This is a genomic window from Streptomyces sp. SA15 (assembly GCF_002291145.1).
Taxonomy (GTDB): domain Bacteria; phylum Actinomycetota; class Actinomycetes; order Streptomycetales; family Streptomycetaceae; genus Streptomyces.
Genome location: NZ_NTGE01000007.1, coordinates 1 through 21,687, shown reverse-complemented (window position 1 = coordinate 21,687; position 21,687 = coordinate 1). Strand labels below are relative to the sequence as shown.

Annotated in this window: 16 protein-coding genes; 11 read left to right on the top strand and 5 right to left on the bottom strand. The window is 70.0% G+C overall.

All coding sequences use genetic code 11. From position 1 onward, the window contains the following. The first annotated feature begins 29 nt into the window (after positions 1 to 29). The 4 genes from CLM62_RS00315 to CLM62_RS00300 all read left to right on the top strand — a co-directional run bounded on the left by CLM62_RS00315 (position 30) and on the right by CLM62_RS00300 (position 5,690). Entirely contained in the window at positions 30 to 1,352 is a 1,323-nt protein-coding gene (locus CLM62_RS00315) for an ABC transporter substrate-binding protein (protein WP_095747846.1), read from the top strand. A gap of 36 nt (positions 1,353 to 1,388) precedes the next feature. Beyond that, the gene (locus CLM62_RS00310; protein WP_095747845.1) at positions 1,389 to 2,312 is read left to right on the top strand and encodes a carbohydrate ABC transporter permease; all 924 of its coding nucleotides are present in this window, start codon (positions 1,389 to 1,391) and stop codon (positions 2,310 to 2,312) included. Further along, the gene (locus CLM62_RS00305; protein WP_095747844.1) at positions 2,309 to 3,139 is read left to right on the top strand and encodes a carbohydrate ABC transporter permease; all 831 of its coding nucleotides are present in this window, start codon (positions 2,309 to 2,311) and stop codon (positions 3,137 to 3,139) included. The genes CLM62_RS00310 and CLM62_RS00305 overlap by 4 nt, the downstream gene beginning before the upstream one ends. Before the next feature lie 82 nt (positions 3,140 to 3,221). Continuing rightward, complete coding sequence (locus CLM62_RS00300) at positions 3,222 to 5,690, top strand: CBM35 domain-containing protein (RefSeq protein ID WP_095747921.1); 2,469 nt, start codon at positions 3,222 to 3,224, stop codon at positions 5,688 to 5,690. A gap of 63 nt (positions 5,691 to 5,753) precedes the next feature. Here the strand turns inward: CLM62_RS00300 and CLM62_RS00295 are convergent, their stop codons facing one another. The 3 genes from CLM62_RS00295 to CLM62_RS00285 all read right to left on the bottom strand — a co-directional run bounded on the left by CLM62_RS00295 (position 5,754) and on the right by CLM62_RS00285 (position 10,270). Further along, on the bottom strand, positions 5,754 to 6,911 hold the full coding sequence (locus CLM62_RS00295; RefSeq protein WP_257003594.1) for an AI-2E family transporter: 1,158 nt from the start codon (positions 6,909 to 6,911) through the stop codon (positions 5,754 to 5,756). Between the two features lie 208 nt (positions 6,912 to 7,119). After that, positions 7,120 to 9,180, bottom strand: coding sequence for a TIM-barrel domain-containing protein (locus CLM62_RS00290; RefSeq protein ID WP_095747843.1), 2,061 nt, complete (start codon positions 9,178 to 9,180; stop codon positions 7,120 to 7,122). A 73-nt stretch (positions 9,181 to 9,253) separates the two neighbouring features. After that, positions 9,254 to 10,270 carry a LacI family DNA-binding transcriptional regulator gene (locus tag CLM62_RS00285; protein WP_095747842.1) on the bottom strand — a complete coding sequence of 339 codons (1,017 nt, stop codon included), beginning with the start codon at positions 10,268 to 10,270 and terminating at the stop codon, positions 9,254 to 9,256. 451 nt (positions 10,271 to 10,721) lie between these two features. Between CLM62_RS00285 and CLM62_RS00275 the strand changes: the two genes are divergently transcribed. From CLM62_RS00275 to CLM62_RS00240, 7 genes are all read left to right on the top strand, one after another. Next, a complete protein-coding gene (locus CLM62_RS00275) occupies positions 10,722 to 12,653 on the top strand; it encodes an acyl-CoA dehydrogenase family protein (protein ID WP_095747841.1) in 1,932 nt (643 codons plus the stop codon). Positions 12,654 to 12,778: 125 nt separating this feature from the next. Further along, positions 12,779 to 14,035, top strand: coding sequence for a 1-deoxy-D-xylulose-5-phosphate reductoisomerase (gene dxr / locus CLM62_RS00270; RefSeq protein WP_095747840.1), 1,257 nt, complete (start codon positions 12,779 to 12,781; stop codon positions 14,033 to 14,035). Between the two features lie 8 nt (positions 14,036 to 14,043). Then, positions 14,044 to 15,336 (top strand): RIP metalloprotease, encoded by a 1,293-nt coding sequence (locus CLM62_RS00265; RefSeq protein ID WP_095747919.1) that lies wholly within the window; start codon positions 14,044 to 14,046, stop codon positions 15,334 to 15,336. Positions 15,337 to 15,541: 205 nt separating this feature from the next. After that, on the top strand, positions 15,542 to 16,699 hold the full coding sequence (gene ispG, locus CLM62_RS00260; RefSeq protein WP_095747839.1) for a flavodoxin-dependent (E)-4-hydroxy-3-methylbut-2-enyl-diphosphate synthase: 1,158 nt from the start codon (positions 15,542 to 15,544) through the stop codon (positions 16,697 to 16,699). Positions 16,700 to 16,965: 266 nt separating this feature from the next. Then, positions 16,966 to 17,814, top strand: a complete 849-nt coding sequence (locus CLM62_RS00255; RefSeq protein ID WP_095747838.1) for a GNAT family N-acetyltransferase — start codon at positions 16,966 to 16,968, stop codon at positions 17,812 to 17,814. A 112-nt stretch (positions 17,815 to 17,926) separates the two neighbouring features. After that, positions 17,927 to 18,454 (top strand): GNAT family N-acetyltransferase, encoded by a 528-nt coding sequence (locus CLM62_RS00250; protein WP_095747918.1) that lies wholly within the window; start codon positions 17,927 to 17,929, stop codon positions 18,452 to 18,454. A gap of 259 nt (positions 18,455 to 18,713) precedes the next feature. Then, complete coding sequence (locus CLM62_RS00240) at positions 18,714 to 20,414, top strand: proline--tRNA ligase (protein ID WP_095747837.1); 1,701 nt, start codon at positions 18,714 to 18,716, stop codon at positions 20,412 to 20,414. A gap of 148 nt (positions 20,415 to 20,562) precedes the next feature. Here the strand turns inward: CLM62_RS00240 and CLM62_RS00235 are convergent, their stop codons facing one another. Both CLM62_RS00235 and CLM62_RS00230 read right to left on the bottom strand, forming a co-directional pair. Next, positions 20,563 to 21,462, bottom strand: coding sequence for an aminoglycoside phosphotransferase family protein (locus tag CLM62_RS00235; RefSeq protein WP_095747836.1), 900 nt, complete (start codon positions 21,460 to 21,462; stop codon positions 20,563 to 20,565). 41 nt (positions 21,463 to 21,503) lie between these two features. Beyond that, a partial coding sequence (locus CLM62_RS00230) for a DUF4439 domain-containing protein (RefSeq protein ID WP_143658886.1) occupies positions 21,504 to 21,687 on the bottom strand: 184 nt, incomplete at its 5' end.

Here is a 21,687-nt window from a genome sequence, read left to right as displayed (position 1 = left end):
CTGAACCGCTCGTTCGTGAAAGGCACGTGATGAAGACAAGAGCTCTCCCCGCCCTGGCCCTGATATGCGCCCTGGGACTGGCCGCCACCGCGTGCAGCGATCCCACCGCCGGCGACTCGGGCACGGACGCGAAGCAGACGGCCGTCGACCCCACCGCCCGCCTGGACGGCGTGAAGTTGACCATGTGGACCGCGCAGAACACGGTCACCGCGCCAAAGCAGGTCATCGACGCCTTCAAGAAGGCCACCGGCGCCACGGTCGAGACCCAGGCGATCCCGGACCTGTACGAGACGAACGTGCCGACCAAGCTGGCCTCCGGCGACCGCCCGGACCTGATGTTCTGGCAGCCGTCCATCTCCACGCTGCCTTTCATCCAGCCCCAGCAGAACCTCCTCACCCTCGACGGGGAGGAGTGGGTCTCCAAGCTGGGCGGCACCGAGCGCTCGCTCGGCGTCATCGACGGCAAGCGGTACGCGGCGATCGTCACCAGCCCCGCCATGCTCGGCGTCTACTACAACAAGGACGTCTTCAAGCAGGCCGGAATCACCGAGCAGAACTTCCCGAAGTCGTACGACGAGCTGCTGGCCCTCGGCCAGAAGGTCGTCGACGACACCGACGCGGCCGGCTTCTACGAGGCCGGCGGCGACAAGTGGCCCCTGCAGTGGCAGATGCAGGTCCAGCTCACCGACCTCGACAAGCAGTGGTGGGCCGACCTGAACGCGAACAAGAAGAAGTGGACCGACCCGGTCGTCGTCGGTGCCATCAAGAAGTACAAGGAGAAGCTGCTCGACGCCGGGCTCGCCCAGAAGAACTACAAGACGGGCACCTTCACCGGGCAGGCCGACGCGCTGTGGAAGGGCGAGGCCGGCATGGTCCTCAACGTCACCTCCTTCCAGAGCCAGCTCCAGGCCAAGTACTCCACCGCCGAGATCGACAAGAAGATCGGCTGGTTCCCGATCGCCAACTCCTCCGCGACCGGCCTGTACTCGCCGGACCAGACCAACGGCGTGGTCGCCTTCAAGACCGGTGACGAGAAGCGGCAGAACGCGGCCCGGCAGTTCATGGCCTTCTGGCTCGGCCCCGACTACGCCGACTACATCAAGGCGATGAAGATCCCCTCCGTGCAGCCGTCCGTGCCCACCCCAGACGGGCTGCCGCAGACGTCCAAGGACCAGGTCGCGGCCCTGCCCAAGGCCATCGGGGTCTTCCAGGCCAAGGCGATCGTCGCCCCGGACACCCACCTCTACCTCGCCGACATGATCTTCGGCAAGAAGAGTCCGCAGCAGGTCGCCCAGGCGATCCAGGACCAGTTCGCGCAGGTGGCCAAGGCCCAGGGCGCGCCCGGTTTCTAGCACCGTTTCTAGCACCTACGGCAGCGGGGACTTCCGATGGCGGACACGGCCATACGTACGCGTAAGCAGAAACCGGCAACCGGTGCGGCGAGGACAGTGGGGCGGATACCGCGTGCCGCCGTGCACCACCCCTGGTGGTTCGCGCTCCCCGCGATCGCCGTCTTCGCGGGCTTCTTCCTGGTGCCGAACCTGCTCAACTTCTACTACCCGTTCACCAACTGGTCCTCGTACCACGCGGACATCGCCTTCACCGGCCTGGACAACTTCAAGACCATCGCCGACGACGGCACGCTGGTGCGGGCGATCCGCACGACCCTGCTGTACGCGCTGCTGGCGGCGGTGTTCCAGAACGGCTTCGGGCTCGTGCTCGCGCTGCTGCTGGAGGACGACACCCGCTTCAACCGGTTCTTCCGCGCCGTCTTCTTCCTGCCGGTGCTCATCTCGGCGCTCGCCACCGGTTACGTCTTCCAGGCCCTCCTCGACCAGGACGGCGCCGTCAACTCCGTCCTCGGCACGGACATTCCGTGGCTGGGCTCGACGACCTGGACGCTGGTCCTGGTCACCCTCATCCACGGCTGGAAGTGGATGGGCCTGGCCATGCTGATCTACCTGGCCGGGCTCAAGGGCATCCCCGGCGAGATGCTGGAGGCCGCCAAGTGCGACGGCGCGGGCCCCTGGCGGACCTTCTGGTCGGTGCGCTGGCCGATGCTCGCGCCGGCCGTCACCTTCAACGTCACCACCGCGCTGATCGGCTCGATGAACACCTTCGACATCGTGCAGGCCACCACGGGCGGCGGGCCCGCGGCCTCCACGGAGGTCTTCAACATCTACATGTTCCGGATCTTCGGCCAGGGCCTGTACGCCCAGGCCTCCGCCATGAGCCTCGTCCTGTTCCTGGTCGTGGTCGCCATCGCGATCCCGCTCGTCATCGGACTGCGGCGAAGGGAGCAGATGCTGTGAACCCGTCCGTCGCCTGGCGGTACGGCCGTCCGGTCCTTGTCCTGTTGATCGCGGGGCTCGCCGTCGGCGTCCCCCTGTGGCTCGTCGCCGTCACCTCCGCCAAACCGCAGGCGGAGGCCATCAAGCCCAATCTGGACCTGCCCCGGCACTGGCAGCCCGGCGGCAACTACCAGGACGCCGTCAGCGAGGGCGAGATGCTGCGCGGCTTCTTCAACTCGCTGCTCGTCGTGGTGCCTTCGGTGGCCCTCGTCCTGATCCTCGGCGCGGGCGCCGCCTGGGTCTTCGCCCGCCGCAAGTCCAAGCTGGTCTCGGCGGCGTACGCGCTGTGCGTCAGCGGACTGCTGCTGCCGCCCGCCGTCATCACCATCGTGATGGAGCTGCGGCAGCTGGGGCTCGCGAACACCCGCCCCGGCATGATCGCCGTCTACACCGGCATGTATCTGTCGACGTCGATCTTCTTCATGACCGGCTTCATCCGCGCCATCCCCGTCGAGCTGGAGGAGGCGGCGCGCATCGACGGGGCGAAGCCGTCCCGGATCTTCCTGCGGATCGTCCTTCCGCTGCTCAGGCCGGTCATCGCCACCGCGACGATCATGGTGATGCTCTACGCCTGGAGCGATGTCTTCTACGCCTTCTTCGTGCTCGGCGGCGGCGAGCGGGCCACCCTCCCGCTGAACCTCTACCAGGTCGCCAGCGCCCAGCTCTACCTCAACAACTGGCATCTCGTCTTCGCGTACGTCGTGGTGATGAGCCTGCCCATGGTCGCCGTGTTCCTCGTCGGCCAGCGAAAGATCGTGTCCGGAATCACCAGTGGAGCCGTCAAGTGACCGGAGGTCCAGCAGCGTGATCATCCCCACCCGCACGAGAGCCAGAACCGCCCTGCTCACAGCCGCACTCGGAGCGGCCCTCATGGCAGGCACCCTCCCCGCCACGGGTTCCGCGGCAGCCGCCGCCGACCCGCAGCGCCTCACCGTCGACCTCGCCGCATCCGAGGGCCCCGTGATGCGGGGCGCCAACGGCGCGCTGTACGGGCTCAGCGACGACGGGGTGCCCAGCGACGCGGCCCTGGAGCCCTTGAAGATCACCAGCATCTCGCAGAAGCCGGAGGGCGGCGCCCAGCACCCCAACGGCGACGCGCTCACCGTCTCCAAGTCGTTCTTCCGCAACGGCGGCGGCGAGATCAACGTGATGATGCAGGACATCTACGCCAAGTGGCCGTACGAGGACCTCGGCATCGACGACTACCTCCCCAAGGTCGACAAGATCACCAAGGAGGTGTCGGCGGACCCGAACAGCGACCGCTTCGTCTACATCCCGTTCAACGAGCCCGACCAGATCTGGTACAACCTCGGCACCTCGAACCAGGCGCAGTACGAAGCCAACCGCGACCGGTTCTTCAAGGACTGGAAGACGGTGTACCAGCGCATCCGCGCGATCGACCCCGACGCGAGGATCGCCGGCCCGAACGAGGCCGCCTACCACACGCGCCTGCTGAAGGACTTCCTCGCCTTCGCCAAGCGGGAGAACGTGATGCCCCAGGTGATGACCTGGCACGAGCTCGGCTCCGGCTCGCTGCGCGACTTCCAGGCGCACTACGACAACTACCGTGCGCTGGAACGTGAGGCGGGCATCACCCCGCTGAAGATCAACATCGACGAGTACGCCAACCGCCGCGACCTGTCCGTGCCCGGGCAACTCGTGCAGTGGGTCTCGATGTTCGAGCGGAACAAGGTGTACGCCAACCAGGCCTACTGGGACGCCGCCGGCAACATGGACGGCAATGTCGTCCGGTCCAACATCCCCAACGGCGGCTGGTGGTTCTTCCGCTGGTACGCCGGACTCACCGGCAACACCGTCAAGGTGACCCCGCCACAGGCCAACACCATCGACACCCTCCAGGGACTCGCCTCCCTGGACACCTCCCGCCGCCAGGCCCAGGTCCTGCTCGGCGGCTCGGCCGGCGACTCCGACGTGGTCGTACAGAACGTCTCCCGGTCCCTCTTCGGCCGCACGGTCACCGCGACCGTCGCCGAGGCCGCCTGGTCCGGCTACGAGGGACAGCACGCCACACCGCGCGTCCTCGCCCGTACGAAGGTGCAGGTGGCGGCCGACGGCACGGTGACCGTCCCGCTGCGCGGCACGCACAAGATGGCGGCGTACCGCATCGTCCTCACCCCCGGCGGCTCCGGCACCCCGACCGCCGCCTCCGTCCCCTGGACCGCCTCCTACGAGGCCGAGGACGCCGCCATCACCGGCGGCCAGGTCTACACCCAGGGCACGGTCAGCAACGCCAACGGCTACGCCACCTCCGGCACGAAGGACGTCGGCTCGCTCAACACCGACTCCAGCAAGGTCGACTTCACGGTGTCGGTGCCCAAGGACGGGACGTACGACCTGGCGATCCTGTACGGCAACCAGTCCGGCACCCCCGCCACACAGAAGCTGTCGATCGACGGCGCCGATCCGGTCACGGTCACCTACCCCTCCACCGAGAACTGGACCTACCGCGCCAAGAAGGACGTCGGCGTGCGGCTGTCGGCCGGCACCCACAAGCTGACGCTGGCCAAGGGCGCCGCCGAGGTCACCCTCGACCGCATCGACCTCACCGCCCGAGGCGGCGCGCCGTCCGCCTCGTACGAGGCCACGCTGGCGGACATCAGCGGGAAGCCGTCGTACGACTACTCCTCCTCGGCCGGCGTGGGCACGGGCGCCCTCGTCCTGCGCTCCGGCGACAAGGCCGTCTTCGACGTCTACGCCCCGCGCGACGGCTACTACACGGTGGTGCCGCAGGCCTCGGCGGCGGTGAAGCTGGCCCTGCACGCAGAGACGGTGACGGCGGCGCCCGGCCGGCCCCTGCGGCTGTACCTCGTGGCGGGCAACAACCGCGTCGCGATGACCGCCCCGTACGCCTCCGTCCGCTCCCTCGACGTCTCCGGTGACGGCTCGACGAACGGCATGCTCTCCTACGAAGGCGCCGCGGCCACCCTCGCGGGCGGTGCCAAGCTGGTCGACTCCCCGCACGCCTCCGCCGGTTCCTACATCGGCTGGCTCGGCAACAGCGCCTCAAGCACAGCCGAGTTCACGGTGGACGCGCCGAAGTCCGGCCGCTACGTGCTGGTCGTCCACTACGCGCACAACGACCGGCGCGACAACGGCCACGCCTACAACACGGACATCATGTCCCGTACGGCGGACATCACGGTCGGGACCGGCGCGCCGCGGAAGGTCACCTTCAAGAACACCTGGAGCTGGGACGACTACTGGACGCTGGGCGTCCCGGTCGAGCTGAAGGAGGGTGCCAACAAGGTGACGTTCGGCAACGCGAGCGCATGGGCGCCGAACATCGACCGGATCGAACTGGGCCGGGTCGTCGGCTAGGTCCCAGGGCCTGGGAGACTCCCATGGGTCGGCTCCGCACTCCTGCGGGGCCGGCCCATGCCGTCAGGCCCGGTCGACCTCGGCCCGCAGCGCGTTGTACGGGACGGCCGCCGCGCCCGCCCCGTCCCCGTACCGTGCCCTCAGCTCCGACAGCACGCCGAACGCAGCCGCGGTGAGCGGCACCGACAGCAGCATGCCGAGGATCCCGGCGATCGAGGCGCCCGCCGTGAGCGCCAGCAGGATCGCCGCCGGGTGCATCTGGACCGTCCGGCTCTGGATCATCGGCTGGAGCACGTTCCCTTCGAGGACCTGTACCGCGAGGACCACTCCGAGCGCCCACAGCGCCGTCGCGAGACCCCGGTCCGCGAACGCGACCAGGATCGCCACCGCGCCGGAGAGGAAGGCGCCCAGATAGGGGATGTACGCGCCGACGAACACCAGCGCCCCGAGGCCCACGGCGCCCGGCACCTGGAGGATCAGCAGGCCGACGGCGATGCAGACGGCGTCGATGAAGGCGATGATCGTCGTCCCGCGCATGAAGCCCTCGATCGCCTGGAAGGCGCGCCGGGCCATCACTTCAAGGGTCTCCCCGGTGCCGCGGGGTGCGAGCGAGTGCAGCGAGGCGATCGCCCGGTCGCCGTCGCGCAGGAAGAAGAACATCAGCAGCATCGCCAGAATGGCCGTGGCGATGAACTCGGTGACGACGCCGACGCCGCTGAGCACCCCGGAGGCCGCGGTGCCGCCGAACTTGGACAGCAGGTCCTTCGCGTTCTTGGCGAGGTCGTCCAGGGAGGTCCCGGCCACGCCGAACTCGTCGCTGAGCGACTGCGCCGCGTTCCGCAGCGAGGAGATGATCTGGTCGCCGGTGTCGATGAGAGCGGTCACCACGATGTACGCGGCGCCGCCCACAACCACGATCACGGCGGCACAAGTCAGCCCGGCGGCAAGGGACTTGTTGAACTTCATCGCGACCAGCCGCCGGTAGAACGGGCCGAGCAGCGCGGTGCCGAGCAGCGCGAGCAGCACCGGAGTGACGGCGGTCTGGAAGGTGATGCACAGCCACACGCCCACCGAGACGACACCGGTGACGAGAAGCGTGAGCGCACTCCACACGGCGACGTGCCGGGCGGGTTCGGGGAGGAAGCCGCGGGGGATGCCGGGCGCCTCCGGCCGGGCCACGGGGGCGCCGGCGGTGCGTATCGTCGTACGCGGTCTGTGCACCGGCCCGACGCGACGGCCCGGTTGTCTGTGGCGAGACCCCCTGCGCGGTTCTCCCGTACGGCTGTTCATGTTCTGCGCACTCCCGAAGATCACCCGGCGGCCGTGGGGCCACAGCGTAGACCTGGGGCCCATCGGGCAGTACGGCGCGGGTGCGGTCGGCCCATCCCTCGAAGGCCGACCGCACCCGGACCGCTCCCGGCCGCCGCCGCTACTCGGCGACCGGGAGGATCGGAAGGCTCGCCCCGTCCCGCAGGAACAGCGGGATGCGGTCCAGCGGGGCGTCGACCGTGACGGTCGTACCGCCCTCGTACGTCTCACCGGTCCACGCGTCCGTCCAGGTCGCGCCCGCCGGGAGGTACGTCGTGCGGGCCGTGGCGCCCGCCGTGAGCACGGGCGCGACGAGCAGGTCCCGTCCGAAGAGGTAGGCGTCGTCGACCGACCAAGTCGCTTGGTCCTCGGGGAATTCGAGGAACAGCGGGCGCATGACCGGCAGCCCCTCCTCGTGCGCCTCGCGCATCACCCGCAGCACGTACGGCTTCAGGCGCTCGCGCAGTCGCAGGTACTGCTCCAGGATCGCCCCGGCCTCCTCGCCGTACGACCACACCTCGTTCGGACCGCCGGTCATCTCCGGGCCCAGCGGCATGCCCGGGTCGCGGAAGCCGTGCAGGCGCATCAGCGGGGACAGCGCGCCGAACTGGAACCAGCGGACCATCACCTCGCGGTACGCCGGGTCGTCCGGGTCGCCGCCGTGGAAGCCGCCGATGTCGGTGTTCCACCACGGGATGCCGGACAGCGCGGTGTTGAGGCCGGCCGCGATCTGGCGGCGCAGGGTCGCGAAGTCGGTGCCGATGTCGCCGGACCACAGGGCGGCGCCGTAACGCTGACTGCCCGCCCACGCCGAGCGGTTGAGGGTGATGATCTCGTCCTCGCCGGACGCGCGCAGGCCCTCGTAGAAGGTGCGGGCGTTCTCGGCCGGGTACAGGTTGCCGACCTCCAGGCCCGGGCCCGCCCAGTAGCGCAGGTTCTCCGCGAAGCCCGGCTTCAGTTCCGGCTCGCAGGCGTCCAGCCAGAAGGCCGTGATGCCGTACGCCTCCAGATAGTTCTCCTTCACCCGCGACCACACGAAGTCACGGGCCTCGGGGTTCGTGGCGTCGTAGAACGCCACCTGGACCGTCGAGGCGACCTCCTTGTCCGGCCAGTCGGCGTGCGCCATCGGGCCGTACTGCGTGCCGATGAAGTAACCGCGCTGCTCCATGACCGGGTGGTTCTCGCTGAGCGGGGACACCGACGGCCAGACGCTGACCACCAACTTGATGCCCAGCTCGTCCAGTTCGCGGACCAGCGCTGCCGGGTCGGGCCACTCCTTCGGGTCGAACTTCCACTCGCCCAGGTGCGTCCAGTGGAAGAAGTCGCAGACGATGACGTCGATCGGCAGGCCGCGCCGCTTGTACTCCCGTGCCACGGCGAGGAGTTCGTCCTGCGTGCGATAGCGCAGCTTGCACTGCCAGAAGCCCGCCGCCCACTGAGGCATCATCGGCGTACGGCCGGTCACCGCGCTGTAGTGGCGCTGCGCGTCGGCCGGGGCGCCCGCGGTGATCCAGTAGTCGATCTGCCGGGCCGAGTCGGCCACCCAGCGCGTGCCGTTGCCGGCCAGCTCCACGCGGCCGATCGCCGGGTTGTTCCACAGCAGCGTGTAGCCCCGGCTGGAGGTCAGCACCGGGATGCCGACCTCGGCGTTGCGCTGGACCAGGTCCAGGACCAGGCCCTTCTGGTCGAGGCGCCCGTGCTGGTGCTGCCCGAGGCCGAACAGCTTCTCGTCCTCGTAGGCGGCGAAGCGCTGCTCCAGGCGGTGGTAGCCGTTGCCGACGGCGGTGTAGAGACGCGAGCCGGGCCACCAGAAGTGGGCGCGCTCCTCGGCCAGCAGCTCGGCGGAGTCGTCGCTCCGCAGGAAGCGGATCAGACCCTCGGCGTCGACCTCGACGGTCAGCGCGCCCACGGTCAACGACCCCTGCCCGTCCTCGATCTTGACGGTGCTCTCGGTGGCGGGCGCCTCGTCCAGCAGCGCGCCCGGCAGCCCCTCGAGCACCGGACCGCCGAGCCGGGCCCGGACCCGGACCGCGTCGGGCCCCCAAGGCTCGATGCGTACGGTCTCCTGGCGGCCGCTCCACTCCAGCGCGCCGTCCCGCTCACGGAAGGTGCCGACGGTGGGTGACGACTGCGCGAGGCTGACCGCGCCGGTCGGGGTCTGGGTTTCGGCAGGCTGGTTCACGTGGCGTCTCCTTGGAGGAGGGCAGGCATGGAGGTGCCCCGGCGGGGCGCGGCGTGCGAGGGAAGGGCGGCGGTCAGGAGCCGGCGGAGGGAGCCGGGCCCGTGCTCGCCCGTTCCGTCAACTCGGGTGCGATCAGCACGACTTCGTCGGTGCCCCGGCCGTCCAGCTTGGCGACCAGGCGCTCCACGGCGTGCCGGCCCATCTCCTGGGCGGGGATGGCGACGGACGTCAGCCGTACGGAGGCCTGGGTGGCGACCTGGTCGGGGCAGATCGCGACGACCGACACGTCCTCGGGGATGGCGCGGCCCTGCTGGCGCAGCAGGGCGAGCAGCGGTTCGACCGCCGACTCGTTCTGCACGACGAACCCGGTGGTGCCCGGGCGCTCGTCGAGGATGCGGGCGAGGGTCACGGCCATCGCGTCGTACCCGCCCTCGCACGGCCGGTGCAGCAGCCGTACGCCCAACTCCTGTGCGCGGGAGCGGAGTCCGTCGAGGGTGCGCTCGGCGAAGCCGGTGTGCCGCTCGTACACCGCGGGGGCCTCGCCTATGACAGCGATGTCACGGTGTCCGAGCATCGCCAGGTGCTCGACGCACAGCGCGCCGGTCGCCCTGAAGTCGAGATCGACGCAGGTCAGGCCGGTGGTGTCGGCGGGCAGTCCGATCAGCACGGACGGCTGGTCGGTGCCGCGCAGCAGCGGCAGCCGCTCGTCGTCGAGTTCGACGTCCATCAGGATCATCGCGTCGGCGAGCCCGCTGCCGGTGACGCGGCGCACGGCGTCGGGACCCTCCTCGCCGGTGAGCAGCAGGACGTCGTAGCCGTGTGTGCGGGCCCGGGTGGCCACCGCGATGGCGATCTCCATCATCACCGGCACGTACATGTCGGTGCGCAACGGGATCATCAGCGCGATGATGTTCGACCTGCTGCTGGCCAGGGCGCGGGCGCCCGCGTTCGGGTGGTAGCCGAGTTCGCGGATGCTCTGCTGGACCCGCTGCCGGGTGGTCGCGGAGATGGACCGCTTGCCGCTGAGGACATAGCTCACCGTGCTCGCCGAGACTCCGGCGTGCTGGGCGACCTCGGCGAGGGTGACCATCCAGCTCTCCAAGCTTTGTGAAGCGCTTCGACAGTGCGCGTTGCGAATATGGGCGGGTGAGGGTGGTTCGACAGTAGCTCCACCGGGGGTGGGTGTCCATAGGTTGTCGAAGCGCTTCGACTGCAATTCTCCGGCGGGGGATCCGCGGGGGATCCGTGGGAGATCACGGAGGGATACGGCAACCCGTCCGGCCGTCGGCGGCCACACTTCCCCCAGGCACTCGTTCGGCGCAAGCTGCTGAGCAACGACAAGTACGTCTCCGGCATCGAGTCCGGCACCGGGGTCTTCAAGGGCAAGGGCCGTCTGGACACCAAGTCGTACTCCGTCGACATCGGCTGAACAGCCGTCCCAGGGGTGGTGGGGCGGGCCCGAATCGGGTACATACGATCGAGTAGCACCCGTCGGTAACCATACGGCCCCAAGATCCCGATTCGCGGCGAGGTGAGCCTCAATGTCCGCAGCACCCACCCAACCCACCGTCACCGAGCGTGAAGCGCGCCAGGTGGCGGAGGCCGCCCGGGAACAGGACTGGCGCAAGCCCAGCTTCGCCAAGGAACTGTTCCTGGGCCGCTTCCGGCTCGACCTCATCCATCCCCACCCGATGCCGCCCGACGAGGACGCCCAGCGCGGCGAGGAGTTCCTCGCCAAGCTGCGCGACTTCTGCGAGACGAAGATCGACGGCGCCCTGATCGAGCGCGACGCCCGGATCCCCGACGACGTCATCAACGGGCTCAAGGAGCTCGGCGCCCTCGGCATGAAGATCGACACCAAGTACGGCGGGCTCGGTCTCACCCAGGTGTACTACAACAAGGCGCTGGCCCTGGCGGGCTCCGCCAGCCCGGCGGTCGGGGTGCTGCTGTCGGCACACCAGTCGATCGGCGTACCGCAGCCGCTGAAGCTGTTCGGCACGCCCGAGCAGAAGGAGACGTTCCTGCCGCGGTGCGCCCGCACCGACATCAGCGCCTTCCTGCTCACCGAGCCGGACGTCGGCTCCGACCCGGCGCGGCTCGCGATGAGCGCGGTGCCGGACGGGGACGAGTACATCCTCGACGGGGTGAAGCTGTGGACCACCAACGGCGTGGTCGCCGACCTGCTGGTCGTGATGGCCCGGGTGCCGAAGAGCGAGGGCCACAAGGGCGGCATCACCGCCTTCGTCGTGGAGACCAACTCGCCGGGCATCACGGTCGAGAACCGCAACGCCTTCATGGGCCTGCGCGGCATCGAGAACGGCGTCACCCGCTTCCACCAGGTCCGGGTCCCCGCCGCCAACCGCATCGGCCCCGAGGGGGCGGGCCTGAAGATCGCCCTCACGACCCTCAACACCGGCCGGCTGTCCCTTCCGGCGTCCTGCGTGGCCGCCGGCAAGTGGTGCCTGAAGATCGCCCGCGAGTGGACGGCGGCCCGCGAGCAGTGGGGCAAGCCGATCGCCCACCACGAGGCGGTCGGCTCGAAGATCAGCTTCATCGCGGCGACGACCTTCGCCCTGGAGGCCGTACTGGACCTGTCGAGTCAGATGGCCGACGAGGACCGCAACGACATCCGCATCGAGGGCGCGCTGGCCAAGCTGTTCGCCTCCGAGATGGCCTGGCGGATGGCCGACGAACTGGTCCAGATCCGCGGCGGCCGGGGCTTCGAGACGGCCGCGTCCTTGGCCGCCCGCGGCGAACGCGCGGTCCCCGCCGAACAGGTCCTGCGCGACCTGCGCATCAACCGCATCTTCGAGGGCTCGACGGAGATCATGCACCTCCTCATCGCCCGCGAGGCGGTCGACGCCCACCTGTCGGTCGCCGGTGACCTCATCGACCCCGACAAGTCCCTGTCGGACAAGGCGAAGGCAGGCGCGAACGCGGGCGTCTTCTACGCCAAGTGGCTGCCGAAGCTGGTCGCGGGCCCCGGCCAACTCCCCGGCTCCTACAGCGAGTTCAAGCGCGAGGTCGACCTCTCCCCACACCTGCGCTACGTCGAACGCACCGCTCGCAAACTCGCCCGCTCCACCTTCTACGCCATGTCCCGCTGGCAGGGCCGGATGGAGACCAAACAGGGCTTCCTGGGGCGGATCGTCGACATCGGAGCCGAACTCTTCGCGATGAGCGCGGCCTGCGTCCGCGCCGAACTCCTGCGCAGCCAGGGCGACCACGGCCGCGAGGCCTACCAGCTGGCCGACACCTTCTGCCGCCAGTCCCGCATCCGCGTCGAGGAACTCTTCGGCCGCCTGTGGAACAACACCGACGACGTCGACCGCAAGGTCGTCAAGGGAGTCCTGTCGGGCACGTACGAGTGGCTGGAACGGGGCATCGTCGACCCGTCGGGCGAGGGCCCGTGGATCGCCGACGCCACCCCCGGACCCAGTGAACGGGAGAACGTCCACCGGCCGATCCGCTGATCGCCGGACATGGGCCGGCCGACGGGGGTGAGGAACATCTCCGCCGACCGGCCCTTGCGCCTGTGAGCCCCCTGTGAAGGGGACGCCCTGTCCTCCCGCACAGCCGTTGCGGCCACAATGGGGGAATGAGTGACAGTCCAGCCCCTCTCGCCGACCCCCACCTCGTCTACGACCCCGTGGCGGGCGACGGGCCGAAGGACGTGGTGATCCTCGGCTCCACCGGCTCGATCGGCACCCAGGCCATCGACCTCGTACTGCGCAACCCCGACCGGTTCCGGGTCACCGGCCTGTCCGCCAACGGCGGCCGGATCGCTCTCCTCGCCGAGCAGGCGCACCGGCTGAGGGTGCGGACCGTCGCGGTCGCCCGCGAGGACGCCGTACCGGCCCTGCGGGAGGCCCTGAGCGCCGAGTACGGCACCGGGGAGCCGCTGCCCGAGATCCTCGCCGGACCCGACGCGGCCACGCAGGTCGCCGCCTCCGACTGTCACACCGTCCTCAACGGCATCACCGGGTCCATCGGCCTGGCCCCGACCCTCGCCGCCCTGGAGGCGGGGCGCACCCTCGCGCTCGCCAACAAGGAGTCGCTCATCGTGGGCGGCCCGCTGGTCAAGGCCCTCGCCAAGCCGGGGCAGATCATCCCGGTCGACTCCGAGCACGCGGCGCTGTTCCAGGCGCTGGCGTCCGGCACGAGAGCGGACGTACGCAAGCTGGTCGTCACCGCGTCCGGGGGCCCCTTCCGGGGCCGTACCAAGGCCGAGCTGGCCCGGGTGACGGTCGAGGACGCCCTCGACCACCCCACCTGGGCCATGGGCCCGGTCATCACGATCAACTCCTCGACCCTTGTCAACAAGGGGCTGGAAGTCATCGAGGCACACCTCCTCTACGACATTCCCTTCGATCGCATTGAGGTGGTCGTGCACCCGCAGTCGTATGTCCACTCGATGGTTGAGTTCACAGACGGATCCACGATCGCCCAGGCGACGCCCCCCGACATGCGCGGGCCGATCGCCATCGGCCTCGGCTGGCCCGAACGCGTCCCCGACGCCGCACCCACCTTCGACTGGAGCAAGGCGTCGACCTGGGAGTTCTTCCCGCTCGACAACGACGCGTTCCCGTCGGTCGACCTGGCACGCCGGGTGGGAGAGCTCGCGGGCACGGCCCCGGCGGTGTTCAATGCCGCCAACGAGGAATGCGTGGAGGCCTTCCGGGCCGGCGCGCTGCCGTATCTCGGGATCATGGAGACCGTGACCCGGGTGGTGGACGAGCACGGCACCCCGCGCGCGGGAACCTCGCTCACCGTCGCGGACGTCCTCGAAGCGGAGACCTGGGCGCGGACCCGGGCCCGGCAACTGGCGGCACAAACGGCGGAGGCCCGTGCATGACGACCCTGATGTTCATCCTCGGCATAGTGGTCTTCGTGGTCGGACTGCTGGTGTCCATCGCGTGGCACGAGCTGGGGCACCTGTCCACCGCCAAGCTCTTCGGCATCCGCGTGCCGCAGTACATGGTCGGCTTCGGACCGACGATCTGGTCGCGCAAGAAGGGCGAGACCGAGTACGGCCTCAAGGCCATCCCGTTCGGCGGCTACATCCGCATGATCGGCATGTTCCCGCCCGGCGCGGACGGCAGGGTGGAGGTGCGCTCCACCTCACCCTGGCGCACCATGATCGAAGACGCCCGCTCGGCCGCTTTCGAGGAGCTCAGGCCCGGCGACGAGAACCGCATGTTCTACACCCGCAAGCCCTGGAAGCGGGTCATCGTGATGTTCGCGGGCCCGTTCATGAACCTGGTCATGGCGGTGGCGCTGTTCCTCACCGTGCTGATGGGCTTCGGCATCACGGAGCAGACCACCGCGGTCAGCTCGGTAGCCAAGTGCGTCATCTCCCAGAGCGAGAACCGCGAGACCTGCAAGGCGTCCGACGCCCCGTCCCCGGCCGCCGCCGCGGGAATGAAGGCGGGTGACAAGATCGTCTCCTTCGACGGAGTGCGCACGGACGACTGGAACCGGCTCTCCGACCTCATCCGCGCCAACCCCGGCAAGACCGTGCCGATCGTCGTCGACCGCAAGGGCGAGGAAGTCACCCTGCAGGCGAAGATCGCCACCAACCAGGTCGCGAAGAAGGACTCCAGCGGCCAGGTCGTCCCCGGCGAGTACGTCACCGCGGGCTTCCTCGGCTTCAGCGCGGCCACCGGCGTCGTCCGCCAGGACTTCGGCGAGTCGGTGACCTGGATGGGCGACCGCATCGGCGACGCCGTCGACTCCCTCGCGGCCCTGCCCAGCAAGATCCCCGCCCTGTGGGACGCGGCCTTCGACGGCGCCCCGCGCGGGGAGGACTCCCCGATGGGCGTGGTCGGCGCGGCCCGCGTCGGCGGCGAGATCTTCACCCTGGACATTCCGCCGACCCAGCAACTGGCCACGGCCCTGATGCTGATCGCCGGCTTCAACCTCTCCCTGTTCCTGTTCAACATGCTCCCGCTGCTACCGCTCGACGGCGGTCACGTCGCGGGCGCCCTGTGGGAGTCGCTGCGCCGCAACGCGGCGAAGGTGCTGCGCCGCCCGGACCCGGGTCCGTTCGACGTGGCGAAGCTGATGCCGGTCGCGTACGTGGTGGCCGGGATCTTCATCTGCTTCACGATCCTGGTCCTGATCGCGGACGTCGTTAACCCGGTGCGAATCTCCTAGCCATACGGCGTTTGTGGCGGCCCGGCATATCGGGGGGTCTGGGGGGTTTGGCCCCCCAGAGGGCACAGCGTGCCGGGCTGCCCTCCAACGAGTGGGTTTACGGGCGTGATGTGCCCGGGCCTTGGCATGTGCCGTAATCTCGAAGCCTGGAGCCCGCCGCTGACGGGACCTGGACCTTGATCCACGACTTGGGGTTGCACAGCAGATGACTGCGATTTCTCTCGGCATGCCGTCCGTTCCGACCAAGCTGGCCGAGCGCCGGAAGAGCCGTCAGATCCAGGTCGGGTCCGTGGCGGTCGGCGGAGACGCCCCGGTCTCCGTGCAGTCGATGACCACGACCCGTACGTCCGACATCGGCGCCACGCTCCAGCAGATCGCCGAGCTCACCGCCTCCGGTTGCCAGATCGTCCGCGTGGCCTGCCCCACGCAGGACGACGCGGACGCCCTCGCGACCATCGCCCGCAAGTCCCAGATCCCGGTCATCGCCGACATCCACTTCCAGCCGAAGTACGTCTTCGCGGCCATCGAGGCCGGCTGCGCCGCGGTCCGCGTCAATCCCGGCAACATCAAGCAGTTCGACGACAAGGTCAAGGAGATCGCGCGGGCCGCGAAGGACCACGGCACCCCGATCCGCATCGGCGTGAACGCGGGCTCCCTGGACAGGCGCCTCCTGCAGAAGTACGGCAAGGCGACCCCCGAGGCCCTCGTCGAGTCCGCCCTTTGGGAGGCGTCCCTCTTCGAGGAGCACGACTTCCGGGACATCAAGATCTCCGTCAAGCACAACGACCCGGTCGTGATGATCGAGGCCTACCGCCAGCTCGCCGCCGCCTGCGACTACCCGCTGCACCTCGGCGTGACGGAGGCGGGCCCGGCCTTCCAGGGCACGATCAAGTCGGCGGTCGCCTTCGGCGCCCTGCTCTCCGAGGGCATCGGCGACACGATCCGCGTCTCCCTGTCGGCCCCGCCGGTCGAGGAGGTCAAGGTCGGCAACCAGATCCTGGAGTCCCTGAACCTCAAGCAGCGCGGCCTGGAGATCGTCTCCTGCCCGTCCTGCGGCCGCGCCCAGGTCGACGTCTACAAGCTGGCCGAGGAGGTCACGGCGGGCCTGACCGGCATGGAGGTCCCGCTGCGCGTGGCCGTCATGGGCTGCGTGGTCAACGGCCCCGGCGAGGCCCGCGAGGCCGACCTCGGCGTCGCCTCCGGCAACGGCAAGGGACAGATCTTCGTCAAGGGCGAAGTCATCAAGACCGTCCCCGAGTCGAAGATCGTGGAGACCCTCATCGAGGAGGCCATGAAGCTGGCCGAGCAGATGGAGGCGGACGGCGTCACCTCCGGTGAGCCGTCGGTGTCGGTGGCGGGCTGACGGGTCTTTCGAGCGTCTACGGGCTCCACCTCTCGAGCGCCTGGGGACCCCACCTCTCAACGCCGGTCAGGCACTCTCAGCCCGTCCGGCGTTTGAGGACGAGGCCCCTTCAGGGCCGAAGCGGGGGCCTGGGGGCGGCAGCCCCCAGGGACAGCACGGCAGCCCACCTCCACCTACAAACGAACGGCAACAAGCACAGGGCGCCACTGCCCAGCTTCCGCAGGTACAGTGCGGAGATCAGCAGATCCCACTGTGAGGCCCCGCCCGTGTTGACCCAGACGACCTCCCGGGTCCTCGAACCGAGCGACCTGGACGCCGCGCTCGCCGTCCTCCACCGTGAGCCGGTCGCGAACGCCTTCGTGACGTCCCGCGTCCAGGTCGCCGGCCTCGACCCGTGGCGGCTCGGCGGCGAGATGTGGGGTTGGTACGAGGGCGGCATGCTGACGTCCCTGTGTTACGCCGGCGCGAACCTGGTCCCGATCTGCGCCACCCCGCGCGCCGTGCGCGCCTTCGCCGACCGGGCACGAAGAGCGGGCAGGCGCTGCTCGTCCATCGTCGGCCCTGCCGAATCCACCGCCCAGCTCTGGCGGTTGCTGGAACCGAGCTGGGGCCCCGCGCGTGAGGTCCGCGCCCACCAGCCCCTGATGGTCACCGACCGCATGCCCACCGACATCGCCCCCGATCCGTACGTCCGCCGCATCCGCAAGGACGAGATGGACACGATCATGCCGGCGTGCGTGGCGATGTTCACCGAGGAGGTCGGCGTCTCGCCGATGGCCGGCGACGGCGGGCTCCTGTACCAGGCCAGGGTCGCCGAACTCGTCGGCTCCGGCCGCTCCTTCGCCCGCCTCGACACCGACGGCAGGGTCGTCTTCAAGGCCGAGATCGGCGCCGCGACCGACCGCGCCTGCCAGATCCAAGGCGTGTGGGTGGCCCCCGAGTACCGGGGGAGGGGCCTGGCGGCCCCGGGCATGGCGGCGGTCCTGCGTTACGCGCTGGCGGACGTGGCGCCGGCGGTCAGCCTTTACGTGAACGACTTCAATACGGCGGCGAGAAGGACGTACAGGAGGGTGGGCTTCCAGGAGGTCGGTGCCTTCATGAGCGTCCTGTTCTGAAGGTGCCCAAGGGGCGCGGGGCTGTATCGATATGCGGCTTCGCCGCGTGGGCGCTCAGCCCAGGACCACCTGCACCCGGCACGACACCGGCACCCCCCTGTACGCTCCCCGCATGGACCTCGTCATCGGCCCCTTGGACCTGTCAGCCCACGTCGATGAGGCCCTAGCAGTCCAAGCCGTCGCCTTCGGACTGGGACCCGACGAGGTAGCCGTCCGCCGCCAGATCGTCCTCCGCCACATGACCTACCCAGGCGCAAGGGCCCTCGGCGCAACCGTCGGAGGCAACCTCGTAGGGTTCGTCTACGGCATGCCCAACGACCGCACCCACTGGTGGTCGACAGTCGTGGAGCCGTACCTCCGAGCAAGGCACTGCGACGACTGGCTCGACAACTCCTTCGTGATCACCGAGCTGCACGTCCACCCGCGCTACCAGAACCGAGGCATCGGCCGCGCACTGATCACCAAGATCACCGACAGCGCCGCCGAACCCCGCTCGATCCTCTCCGCGATCGACACCGACAGCCCGGCCCGCGGCCTCTACCACTCCCTCGGCTACCAGGACCTCGCCCGCCAGGTCCTCTTCCCCAGCGCCCCCAAGCCGTACGCCGTCATGGGCGCCACCCTTCCCCTCCGCCGTTAGGGCCTGTCCGGCGGGTCATGCCGCAGACGCGGGGTCTGGCACGCGCATCTGCCGCGTTGTCGTCACTCGCCGACGCTCCGCGTCGACTCCCTCCTCCGCCTTGCAGCTGCACGCACCAGACCCCGCTCACCGGCGTTTGATGAGCGCCGCCGATTTCCTGCGACCTGACCCGCCGGACAGGCCCTAACCGATTTCCACCGCCCCGTACCACCCGGATAACCTCCTGCCATCACCTACTCGCAGCAGGAGTTCGAGAACCATGGCCAACGTACCGGTCCAGCGCATGTCCCAGTTGATGGCTAAGACGCTGCGCGACGACCCGGCGGATGCCGAGGTCCTCAGCCACAAGCTCCTCGTCCGCGCCGGCTACGTCCGCCGCACCGCGGCCGGTATCTGGACCTGGCTGCCGCTCGGCAAGAAGGTCCTCGCCAACGTGGAGCGCATCGTCCGCGAGGAGATGGACGCGATCGGCGCCCAGGAGGTGCTGCTCCCCGCGCTGCTGCCGCGTGAGCCGTACGACGCGACCGGTCGCTGGGACGAGTACGGCCCGGAGCTGTTCCGCCTCAAGGACCGCAAGGGCGGCGACTACCTCCTCGGCCCCACCCACGAGGAGATCTTCACCCTGCTGGTGAAGGACCAGGCGTCCTCCTACAAGGACCTGCCGGTGATCCTCTACCAGATCCAGCACAAGTACCGTGACGAGGCCCGCCCCCGCGCCGGCATCCTGCGCGGACGCGAGTTCCTGATGAAGGACTCGTACTCCTTCGACACGGAGGACGAGGGCCTCGCCCGGTCCTACGCCCTGCACCGCAAGGCCTACCAGAAGGTCTTCGAGCGGCTCGGCCTCGACTACCGCATCTGCGCCGCGACCGCGGGAGCGATGGGCGGCTCCAAGTCGGAGGAGTTCCTCGCCCCGGCCGGCGCCGGCGAGGACACCTTCGCGGACTGCCCGAACTGCGACTTCGCGGCCAACACCGAGGCGATCACGTACGAGCTGAAGGCGGTGGACGCCTCCGGCGTCCCGGCCGCCGAGGAGATCCCGACCCCCGACACCCCGACCATCGAGACCCTCGCGGCCTCCCTCGGTGTCCCGGCCTCCGCCACGCTGAAGAACCTCCTCGTGAAGGTCGACGGCGAGATCGTCGCCGTCGGCGTGCCCGGGGACCGCGAGGTCGACATGGGCAAGGTCGAGGCGCACTTCGCCCCGGCGGTCGTCGAGATGGTCACCGAGGCGGACTTCGCGGGCCGCCCGGACCTGGTCCGCGGCTACGTCGGCCCGCAGGGCCGGGAGAAGCTCACGTACATCGCCGACCCGCGCGTGGCGCCGGGCACCGCCTGGATCACGGGCGCCAACAAGGAGCACACGCACGCCAAGAACGTCGTCGCCGGCCGTGACTTCGAGGTCGACCAGTACGTCGACGTCGTGGTCGTCCAGGAGGGCGACCCCTGCCCGAACTGCGGCACCGGCCTCAAGCTGGACCGCGCCATCGAGATCGGCCACATCTTCCAGCTGGGCCGCAAGTACGCCGACGCCCTCAAGCTGGACGTCCTCGGCCAGAACGGCAAGCCGGTCCGCGTGACCATGGGCTCCTACGGCATCGGCGTCTCCCGCGCGGTCGCCGCCCTCGCCGAGCAGAGCGCCGACGACAAGGGCCTGTGCTGGCCCAAGGAGGTCGCCCCGGCAGACGTCCACGTCGTCGCCGCGGGCAAGGCCCTCCAGACCGAGCTGGCGCTCGACGTCTCCGAGAAGCTGGCGGCGGCCGGCGTCCGCGTCCTGGTGGACGACCGGGCCGGGCTCTCCCCGGGCGTGAAGTTCACCGACTCGGAGCTGATGGGCGTACCGCAGATCCTGGTGGCCGGGCGGCGCGCGGCCGAGGGCGTGCTGGAGCTGAAGGACCGCAGGACCGGTGAGCGCGAGGAGCTGACGGTGGAGGAGGCGGTCGCGAGGCTGACGGCCTGAGGCCCGGATCCCAAGCGCTGGTCCGTGTGACGGCATTGCACAGCGCCGGCCGGGCTGACCGACCCAGCCCGTCCGGCGATTGAGGACGAGGCCGTTCAGGCCGACGGGGTCCGGGGGCAGCAGCCCCCGGAACGCCGGCTGCAACGCCCTACAGCCAGCCGGCGAACTCCAGCAACAACTCCGAGTCGGCCCGGCGCCCGACCCTCCGCGCCCGCACGCCCGACTCCACGGCCCGGAACAGCGTCCAGCCGCGCAGTCGCTCCTGGTCCACGTCCAGCGACTCCGCGAGCCGCTTCACCCGCCGCCGGGTCGTCGCCGCCCCCGACGGCGAGGCGATGAGGTCCTCCACCCGGTCCCGTACCAGTCGCGCCAGGTCGAAGGCGCACTCGCCGACCACCGGATCGGGGCCCACGGCCAGCCACGGCATCCGGTCCCCGGCGAGCACTTTGCTCTGCCGGAAGGTGCCGTGCAGCAGCCGCTGCTCGGGCGGCGCGGCCAGCAGCTCCTCGCGCGCCGCGAGCGCCGCGTCCACCAGCGGCCGTACTTCCGCGTCGGCGGCCGCGCTCGCCCGCATCGCCTCGGCCTGCCGCCCGGTCCGCTCGGCCACGGTCTCGAAGGGGTGTCCGACCGGCGGCTCGACCCACAGCCGCCGCAGCGTGCCCGCCGCCTCGAGCAGCGCCTTCGCCTCCGGCAGCGACCGCACCGACACATCCGGATGCAGCCGCTCCAGCAGCAGCACGCCCTCCGCCGTGAACGGCTCGAGCAGCTGTACGGCACCCAGGCCGCCCCAGTGGGCGAGTGCGGCCCGCTCGCTCTCCGGGCGGGCCCGGGGCGGGGCCAGCTTGAGCACGGCGGGGGTGCCGTCCGGCCGCCGTACCAGCACGACCAGGCTGCTGCGCCCACCGGGCACCTGCACCCGCTCGACGGTCAACTCACGCAGCGCGACGGCCTGCCCGGCCGCCTCGGGCAGCTTCTCCAGCCAGTCGTCACCGTCCAGCGCCGTCTCACCGAGCGCCCTGACCAGACGCCGCGGCGGTTCGAAAGCCATGCGCGAGTCGTTCCCTTCCCGTACGGGTCGAGCCGTACGTGTTACACGGTGGGCGTCGCCGACGCCGAGGTGGTGGTCGCCCGCTCGGCGAGCCCAGGGAAGGCTACGCTCTCGCCCCGCCAGCGCACCGCCCGCACCGCCGCCTCCCGCAGCGCCCCGGCCGCCGTGCGCCGCCGCTCGCCCCCCGACGCCCGTACCAGGTCCGAGTACACCCCGGCCACACGG

Excerpts from the sequence above, each read along its gene's own strand:
- ispG (WP_095747839.1), top strand. The coding sequence starts at position 15,542 with ATGACTGCGATTTCTCTCGGCATGCCGTCCGTTCCGACCAAGCTGGCC.
- dxr (WP_095747840.1), top strand. The coding sequence starts at position 12,779 with ATGAGTGACAGTCCAGCCCCTCTCGCCGACCCCCACCTCGTCTACGAC.
- CLM62_RS00235 (WP_095747836.1), bottom strand. The coding sequence starts at position 21,462 with ATGGCTTTCGAACCGCCGCGGCGTCTGGTCAGGGCGCTCGGTGAGACG.
- CLM62_RS00310 (WP_095747845.1), top strand. The coding sequence starts at position 1,389 with ATGGCGGACACGGCCATACGTACGCGTAAGCAGAAACCGGCAACCGGT.
- CLM62_RS00265 (WP_095747919.1), top strand. The coding sequence starts at position 14,044 with ATGTTCATCCTCGGCATAGTGGTCTTCGTGGTCGGACTGCTGGTGTCC.
- CLM62_RS00275 (WP_095747841.1), top strand. The coding sequence starts at position 10,722 with ATGTCCGCAGCACCCACCCAACCCACCGTCACCGAGCGTGAAGCGCGC.
- CLM62_RS00315 (WP_095747846.1), top strand. The coding sequence starts at position 30 with ATGAAGACAAGAGCTCTCCCCGCCCTGGCCCTGATATGCGCCCTGGGA.
- CLM62_RS00240 (WP_095747837.1), top strand. The coding sequence starts at position 18,714 with ATGGCCAACGTACCGGTCCAGCGCATGTCCCAGTTGATGGCTAAGACG.
- CLM62_RS00250 (WP_095747918.1), top strand. The coding sequence starts at position 17,927 with ATGGACCTCGTCATCGGCCCCTTGGACCTGTCAGCCCACGTCGATGAG.
- CLM62_RS00285 (WP_095747842.1), bottom strand. The coding sequence starts at position 10,270 with ATGGTCACCCTCGCCGAGGTCGCCCAGCACGCCGGAGTCTCGGCGAGC.
- CLM62_RS00300 (WP_095747921.1), top strand. The coding sequence starts at position 3,222 with ATGGCAGGCACCCTCCCCGCCACGGGTTCCGCGGCAGCCGCCGCCGAC.